The sequence below is a fragment of the Proteus vulgaris genome (assembly GCF_016239305.1).
GTDB lineage: Bacteria > Pseudomonadota > Gammaproteobacteria > Enterobacterales > Enterobacteriaceae > Proteus > Proteus vulgaris_C.
The window spans coordinates 45,456-52,299 of sequence record NZ_JAEHOQ010000027.1; the positions used below are offsets into that span (position 1 = coordinate 45,456).

Sequence of the window (6,844 nt, forward strand, 5' to 3'; positions counted from 1 at the left end):
TAAATGTCAGCATTTTTATTTCAGCATTAATTATAAAGCTTATTAATACATATAACTTACAAAGAGATAATATTAATCTACTTGCTCTTCAACAATAATAGCTTTTGGTTTTTTAAAGACAAAAAGTAAACCCACGATGATTGCCCCCATCCCCACTAAGCTGAGTAAAGACATCTTATTACCCAAGAAGAGGTAATCCATTAATGCTGTTACTCCCGGTACTAAATAAAATAGGCTAGTAACGTTAACTAAATTACCCGTTGTGAGTAAGCGATATAACAGTAGCTGAGCAACAACTGAAATAATAATAGCCAGCCAAAGAACAGGAATGATAAAGCCAATATCAAATGAGGTATCAAAAGGTTGAAATGGCACAAATAACAAACACAATACGAGGCTAACAACATATTGCAGAGGCAAAGCATCCATTGGCGCTAATTGTAGTTTTTTTTGTGAAATCGCACCAAAGCTCATACAAAGTAGCGCAACTAACGCATAAATCATCCCTGTTAATGAAAGTGCTGTATTAAATAAACTTTGTGCAACTACCAACACTAACCCAGCCAATGCAATTAAAAGGCCTAGCAGTCGTGTCGCGGAAAAGTTACGTTCGATTATCCATAATGTGATAATGGGTTGTACACCCATGATTGTGGCTAGCATTCCCGGTGTAATGCTATTAGCGAGCGCTAAAAGATAACAAATAGAATAACCACCAATAATTAATAAACCCACCCATGCCGTTTTTAAGCGACTTCCTTTAGGTGGCAAAAAGCGATGGCGCTGAATACACAAAAAAGAAAGAAATGCCAAGGCAAGAATAAAACGCCAAGTCAAAATAGCAAATGAGCTACCATTATCTAGACCCCAGCGAGAAAAGATAGCACCGCTACTCCATAATAAAACAAATAATGTCGTTGGGCCGAATTTCGCCCAATATTGATGTAAATACATGATGATACACCTGTAAAATAAGCAGTAAGATAGCTTGATTATTTTTAGTAATGGTTGGCGATTGATAAAAAATCAATAAATAAACGTAAATAACACATCAATTCTAGTATGTTGGTTAAATACGCAATTAAGCCGATTAAATAAATCAAGCAATATAAGTTGCAACAATAACCGTTGTATTGACTACAACCACTTTCACAGGTGGAGGTGGTGAAGAGAGAGTTTCAATAGGCATAGAAGCAACAGAAATTAATTCCATTGTTGATGAAGTTTGCTGAGATTGGCATATCATCAGTATATTCATGGGATTAATCACTCGTTAAAGTAACAATAATTTGGAATATAGGTAATCTATTCAATAGTGTCAATCTTTATCCAGCTACTCTTTAAAGGTGAAATTTTCAAAAATATAGGGGTGTTGATACAAAAAGATAAAGAAAAATGAAAAAAGCTGTGACCTATGACAAAGCTCTTATTCTAAGGCACTTGACGTAGATCTCTTGACGATCTAACGTCAGAATTGTGCCCTAATTCAGTTTTTATATTTAATTTTTTTTAATATTAAATTGATTCGCAGTGACGAATCGTTATAAAAAATAGAACCTCAAGTCATTATCATAATTAAAGCCTTTAAGGATTATATAATCAAATGTCTAGCCCGTTATTTAATGGTGACAGCAGCGAGTTTGAAAAACTAGATAGCCGACCTTTTACTCAAACTGATCACGAAATATTGAAGTCCTATGAAGCTGCCGTGGATGGTTTGGCTATGCTCATAGGCAACCATTGCGAAATCGTATTGCACTCTCTGGAAGATTTGAAATGTTCAGCGGTTAAAATCGCGAATGGAGAACACACTGGTCGTAAGATTGGCTCTCCAATTACCGATTTGGCATTACAAATGTTACATGATATCACAGATGAAGATTCAAGTTTTTCAAAGGCTTATTTTACTAGAGCGAAAAGTGGTGCATTGATGAAATCGATCACGATTGCAATTCGTAATCGTGAACGTCGAGTCATCGGTTTATTGTGTATTAATATGAACCTTGATGTTCCATTCTCTGAAATAATCAAAACCTTTATACCTGAAGAAACACATGAAGTTGCTTCTGATGTTAACTTTGCCTCATCTGTTGATGATTTAGTGGCCCAAACATTAGAGTTCACAATCGAAGAAGTGAATAATGATCGTGAAGTGGCCAACAACGCAAAGAATAAACAAGTGGTGTTAAGTCTTTATGAAAAAGGTATTTTTGATATTAAAGACGCCATTAACCAAGTTGCTGATCGACTGAATATCTCAAAACATACTGTTTATCTCTATATTCGCCAGTTTAAAAATGGAGAGTAGGGCAACATTATGAGTTCCTTGACATATTGTTTAGTGGTAACAGGGCCTCATTATGGAACTGAACAAGCTTCAAGTGCCTATTTATTTGCTAATGCTCTTCTTGAAAAAGGGCATCAAATCGCGCAAATTTTCTTTTATCGGGAAGGGGTGGTAAATGCTAATAAATTGGTGTCACCCGCAAATGATGAATTTGATCTTCCCAAAGCGTGGATAACATTGGCGAAAAAACACCAAATTCCTTTACATGTTTGTGTCGCAGCTGCGTTACGTCGAGGGATTATTGATGAGGAACAGGCAAAAGAGCAAGGAATTGATAATCATAATATGGCAACGGAATTTGAACTCAGTGGACTGGGTTCGCTTGCTCAAGCTATGTTGACTTGTTCGCGTGTGGTGCAATTTTAATGAAAAAAATGAATTCAATCGCATTTCTTTTTACACAGGCACCGCACGGTAATAGTGCCGGACGAGAAGGTTTGGACGCTTTGCTCGCAACCTCTGCGTTAACAGAAGATATCGGTGTTTTTTTTATCTCAGATGGTGTGTTCCAATTAGTTGAAAATCAACGGCCTGAGGGTGTGTTATCACGCCATCATGCGGCAACTTTTAAAGTGCTGCCCTTGTATGATGTGACAAACGTCTATATATCATACCAAGACATGGCTCATCGTGGATTATCCTCTCAAACTTCTTTTGTGTTGGATGCACAAGTGATATCACATCAAGATATTGCTCAAAAATTGAGTGAATACGATGTGGTATTACGCTTTTAATACAGAAGTTAGGCAGGAAGGTTGAACGGTTATGTTGTATACTTATTCCGTCTCTATTTATCAAAGTGATTTAGAGGCTTTTTTATCTTTATTGACAAAAGAAGATGATGTTTTGTTAATACAAGATGGTGTACTGGCAGTTTTTGAAGATAATCCTTTATTAAAATATTGTCTTCAACAGCAAATTTCAGTTTACGCATTAATTGATGATGTTTTAGCTAGAGGCTTAAAAGATCAAGTATCTCATCATATTAAACTCATCAGTTATGGTGATTTTGTCGATTTAACGGTAAAACACCCCCAACAAATTCATTGGGGAGCGTAGAATTGCTGTATAATTCTTGACACATGAGCCCGTCAGCAATAAAATTCTGCGTCCTCATGTTTTGTCTTGTTGACAAGACAGAGTTCAAATCCGTGTTTACGAAGCAAAAACCAGGAGCTTTTTTTAAATGGCAACTATTAACCAGCTGGTGCGCAAATCTCGTAGCTCGAAAGTTGTTAAAAGCAACGTTCCAGCTCTGGAAGCTTGCCCGCAAAAACGTGGCGTATGTACTCGTGTATATACTACCACTCCAAAAAAACCAAACTCAGCACTGCGTAAAGTATGCCGTGTGCGTTTGACTAACGGTTTCGAAGTTTCTTCCTACATCGGTGGTGAAGGCCACAACTTGCAGGAGCACTCCGTAATCTTAATCCGTGGTGGTCGTGTTAAAGACTTACCAGGTGTGCGTTACCACACTGTTCGCGGCGCGCTGGACTGTTCCGGTGTTAAAGACCGTAAACAAGCTCGTTCTAAGTACGGTGTGAAGAAGCCAAAGGCTTAATGGTTCTCCGTTAAGTAAGGCCAAACATTTTTTCACTATTAATGTCAAAATAAACTCATTGAGTTTTGGACAACCCTGAATTTAAACGGAGTATTTCCATGCCACGTCGTCGTGTAATTGGTCAACGTAAAATTCTGCCAGATCCTAAGTTCGGATCAGAACTGCTGGCCAAATTTGTAAACATTCTGATGGTAGACGGTAAAAAATCTACTGCAGAATCTATCGTATATAATGCGCTTGAGACCCTGGCTCAGCGTTCAGGCAAAACTGAACTGGAAGCGTTCGAAATCGCATTAGATAACGTACGTCCTACTGTGGAAGTTAAATCCCGCCGTGTTGGTGGTTCAACTTACCAAGTTCCAGTTGAAGTACGCCCAGTTCGTCGTAATGCATTAGCAATGCGTTGGATTGTTGAAGCTGCTCGTAAACGCGGTGATAAATCCATGGCTCTTCGCCTGGCAAATGAATTATCTGATGCGGCTGAAAACAAAGGCGCTGCTGTTAAGAAACGTGAAGACGTTCACCGTATGGCAGATGCAAACAAGGCGTTCGCACACTACCGTTGGTAATCCACGAAGTAGTTGTCGCAACTCTTTTCAGGACAGCTCTGCTGTCCTTTACCTGAATTGAACGCCCACGAGAGAGGAAAAAATGGCTCGTCAAACCCCCATAGCACGTTACCGTAATATCGGTATCAGTGCGCACATCGATGCCGGTAAAACCACTACAAGTGAACGTATTCTGTTTTATACCGGTGTAAACCATAAAATTGGTGAAACTCACGAAGGTTCAGCAACAATGGACTGGATGGAGCAGGAGCAGGAACGTGGTATTACTATCACATCCGCAGCAACTACTGCATTCTGGTCTGGTATGGCTAAACAGTTTGAGCCTCACCGTGTAAACATCATCGACACCCCGGGACACGTTGACTTCACAATCGAAGTAGAACGTTCTATGCGTGTTCTTGATGGCGCGGTTATGGTTTACTGTGCAGTTGGTGGTGTTCAGCCTCAGTCAGAAACAGTATGGCGCCAGGCTAACAAATATCATGTACCACGTATCGCGTTCGTTAACAAAATGGACCGTATGGGTGCAAACTTCCTGCGTGTTGTTGAACAAATCAAAACACGTCTGGCAGCAAACCCAGTTCCACTGCAAATTCCAGTAGGCGCTGAAGAACATTTCACCGGTGTTGTTGACTTAGTCAAAATGAAAGCAATCCGTTGGAGTGAAGAAGACCAAGGTGTTACTTTCGAATACGAAGACATTCCTGCAAATCTACAAGATTTAGCTGAAGAATGGCACAACAACCTGGTCGAATCAGCTGCTGAAGCATCAGAAGAGCTGATGGACAAATATCTGGGCGGTGAAGAACTGACAGAAGCAGAAATTAAAGCTGCTCTGCGTAAACGCGTTCTAGATAACGAAATTATCCTGGTTACCTGTGGTTCTGCATTTAAGAACAAAGGTGTTCAGGCAATGCTGGATGCGGTAATTGAATACCTGCCAGCACCAACAGATGTTCCTGCTATCAACGGTATGTTACCAGACGGTAAAGATACTCCAGCAGAACGTCATTCAAGCGACGACGAGCCATTCTCATCTCTGGCATTCAAAATCGCTACTGACCCATTTGTTGGTAACTTAACATTCTTCCGTGTGTACTCTGGTGTTGTAAACTCAGGTGACACAGTTCTGAACCCGGTTAAAGACAAAAAAGAACGTTTTGGCCGTATTGTTCAGATGCATGCTAACAAGCGTGAAGAAATTAAAGAAGTTCGTGCGGGCGACATCGCTGCTGCTATCGGTCTGAAAGACGTAACTACAGGTGATACTTTATGTGCAATTGATGCACCAATCATCTTAGAACGTATGGAATTCCCAGAGCCAGTAATCTCTGTTGCTATCGAACCTAAGACTAAAGCTGACCAAGAAAAAATGGGTATCGCTCTGAACCGTCTGGCTCAAGAAGATCCATCTTTCCGCGTATCAAGCGACGAAGAAACTGGTCAGACTATCATTGCTGGTATGGGTGAACTGCACTTAGACGTGTTAGTTGACCGTATGCGTCGTGAATTTAAAGTTGAAGCGAACGTAGGTAAACCACAGGTTGCTTACCGTGAAACTATTCGTGATACAGTAACTGATATCGAAGGTAAGCACGCGAAACAATCTGGTGGTCGTGGTCAGTATGGTCATGTTGTTATTGACCTGTCTCCATTACCAGCAGGTGGTGAAGAAAACTACATATTTGTCAACGATATCGTTGGTGGTGTAATTCCTAAAGAATTCATCCCAGCTGTTGATAAAGGTATTCAAGAACAGCTGAAATCTGGTCCATTAGCAGGTTACCCTGTTGTGGATATTCAGGCTCGTTTACATTACGGTTCTTACCATGATGTTGACTCCTCAGAAATCGCGTTTAAAATTGCCGCATCAATGGCATTTAAAGACGGCTTCATGAAAGCTAAGCCAATTCTGCTTGAGCCAGTCATGAAAGTTGAGATTGAAACGCCAGAAGATTACATGGGCGACGTTATCGGTGACTTAAACCGTCGTCGTGGTATGGTTGAAGGTATGGACGATCTGCCTACCGGTAAGATCATCCGTGCTCAAGTACCACTGGCTGAAATGTTCGGTTATGCAACTGACCTGCGTTCACAAACTCAGGGTCGTGCTTCATACTCTATGGAGTTCTTGAAGTACAACGAAGCGCCTAGCAACGTCGCTCAGGCTATTATCGAAGCTCGTAAAGCGAAATAAGATCCTTTCGAGTTCAATTTAGTTTACGCTCCCTCTAATAAGAGGGAGCGATATTAAGGAATATAGTCGTGTCTAAAGAAAAATTTGAACGTTCAAAACCGCACGTTAACGTTGGTACTATCGGCCACGTTGACCATGGTAAAACAACTCTGACTGCTGCAATCACTACC

At 40.4% G+C, this 6,844-nt stretch carries 10 protein-coding genes; 8 read left to right on the plus strand and 2 right to left on the minus strand.

What is annotated here, in order from left to right; all coding sequences use genetic code 11:
- Positions 1-72 precede the first annotated feature (72 nt).
- Complete coding sequence (locus tag JEP40_RS16650) at positions 73-954, minus strand: DMT family transporter (protein WP_198624462.1); 882 nt, start codon at positions 952-954, stop codon at positions 73-75.
- Positions 955-1,099: 145 nt separating this feature from the next.
- Positions 1,100-1,258: a hypothetical protein gene (locus tag JEP40_RS16655; protein WP_198624463.1), complete on the minus strand. Its 159-nt coding sequence runs from the start codon at positions 1,256-1,258 to the stop codon at positions 1,100-1,102.
- 345 nt (positions 1,259-1,603) lie between these two features.
- Between JEP40_RS16655 and JEP40_RS16660 the strand changes: the two genes are divergently transcribed.
- From JEP40_RS16660 to JEP40_RS16695, 8 genes are all read left to right on the plus strand, one after another.
- Entirely contained in the window at positions 1,604-2,308 is a 705-nt protein-coding gene (locus JEP40_RS16660; RefSeq protein ID WP_023583301.1) for a helix-turn-helix transcriptional regulator, read from the plus strand.
- Between the two features lie 9 nt (positions 2,309-2,317).
- The gene (tusD, locus tag JEP40_RS16665; protein WP_198624464.1) at positions 2,318-2,713 is read left to right on the plus strand and encodes a sulfurtransferase complex subunit TusD; all 396 of its coding nucleotides are present in this window, start codon (positions 2,318-2,320) and stop codon (positions 2,711-2,713) included.
- Positions 2,713-3,081, plus strand: a complete 369-nt coding sequence (gene tusC, locus JEP40_RS16670; RefSeq protein ID WP_198624465.1) for a sulfurtransferase complex subunit TusC — start codon at positions 2,713-2,715, stop codon at positions 3,079-3,081. The genes tusD and tusC overlap by 1 nt, the downstream gene beginning before the upstream one ends.
- Before the next feature lie 31 nt (positions 3,082-3,112).
- Positions 3,113-3,406 carry a sulfurtransferase complex subunit TusB gene (gene tusB, locus JEP40_RS16675; RefSeq protein ID WP_198624466.1) on the plus strand — a complete coding sequence of 98 codons (294 nt, stop codon included), beginning with the start codon at positions 3,113-3,115 and terminating at the stop codon, positions 3,404-3,406.
- Positions 3,407-3,533: 127 nt separating this feature from the next.
- The gene (gene rpsL / locus JEP40_RS16680) at positions 3,534-3,908 is read left to right on the plus strand and encodes a 30S ribosomal protein S12 (protein ID WP_004236497.1); all 375 of its coding nucleotides are present in this window, start codon (positions 3,534-3,536) and stop codon (positions 3,906-3,908) included.
- A gap of 98 nt (positions 3,909-4,006) precedes the next feature.
- The gene (gene rpsG / locus JEP40_RS16685) at positions 4,007-4,477 is read left to right on the plus strand and encodes a 30S ribosomal protein S7 (protein ID WP_004246897.1); all 471 of its coding nucleotides are present in this window, start codon (positions 4,007-4,009) and stop codon (positions 4,475-4,477) included.
- Between the two features lie 82 nt (positions 4,478-4,559).
- A complete protein-coding gene (gene fusA / locus JEP40_RS16690) occupies positions 4,560-6,674 on the plus strand; it encodes an elongation factor G (RefSeq protein ID WP_198624467.1) in 2,115 nt (704 codons plus the stop codon).
- A gap of 68 nt (positions 6,675-6,742) precedes the next feature.
- The coding region (locus JEP40_RS16695; protein ID WP_232799363.1) for a GTP-binding protein at positions 6,743-6,844 on the plus strand (102 nt) is incomplete at its 3' end.

Bases quoted from the DNA above. Each gene is read 5' to 3' on its own strand.
- rpsG (WP_004246897.1), top strand. From the start codon at position 4,007: ATGCCACGTCGTCGTGTAATTGGTCAACGTAAAATTCTGCCAGATCCT.
- tusD (WP_198624464.1), top strand. From the start codon at position 2,318: ATGAGTTCCTTGACATATTGTTTAGTGGTAACAGGGCCTCATTATGGA.
- tusB (WP_198624466.1), top strand. From the start codon at position 3,113: ATGTTGTATACTTATTCCGTCTCTATTTATCAAAGTGATTTAGAGGCT.
- JEP40_RS16650 (WP_198624462.1), bottom strand. From the start codon at position 954: ATGTATTTACATCAATATTGGGCGAAATTCGGCCCAACGACATTATTT.
- fusA (WP_198624467.1), top strand. From the start codon at position 4,560: ATGGCTCGTCAAACCCCCATAGCACGTTACCGTAATATCGGTATCAGT.
- rpsL (WP_004236497.1), top strand. From the start codon at position 3,534: ATGGCAACTATTAACCAGCTGGTGCGCAAATCTCGTAGCTCGAAAGTT.
- tusC (WP_198624465.1), top strand. From the start codon at position 2,713: ATGAAAAAAATGAATTCAATCGCATTTCTTTTTACACAGGCACCGCAC.
- JEP40_RS16655 (WP_198624463.1), bottom strand. From the start codon at position 1,258: ATGAATATACTGATGATATGCCAATCTCAGCAAACTTCATCAACAATG.
- JEP40_RS16660 (WP_023583301.1), top strand. From the start codon at position 1,604: ATGTCTAGCCCGTTATTTAATGGTGACAGCAGCGAGTTTGAAAAACTA.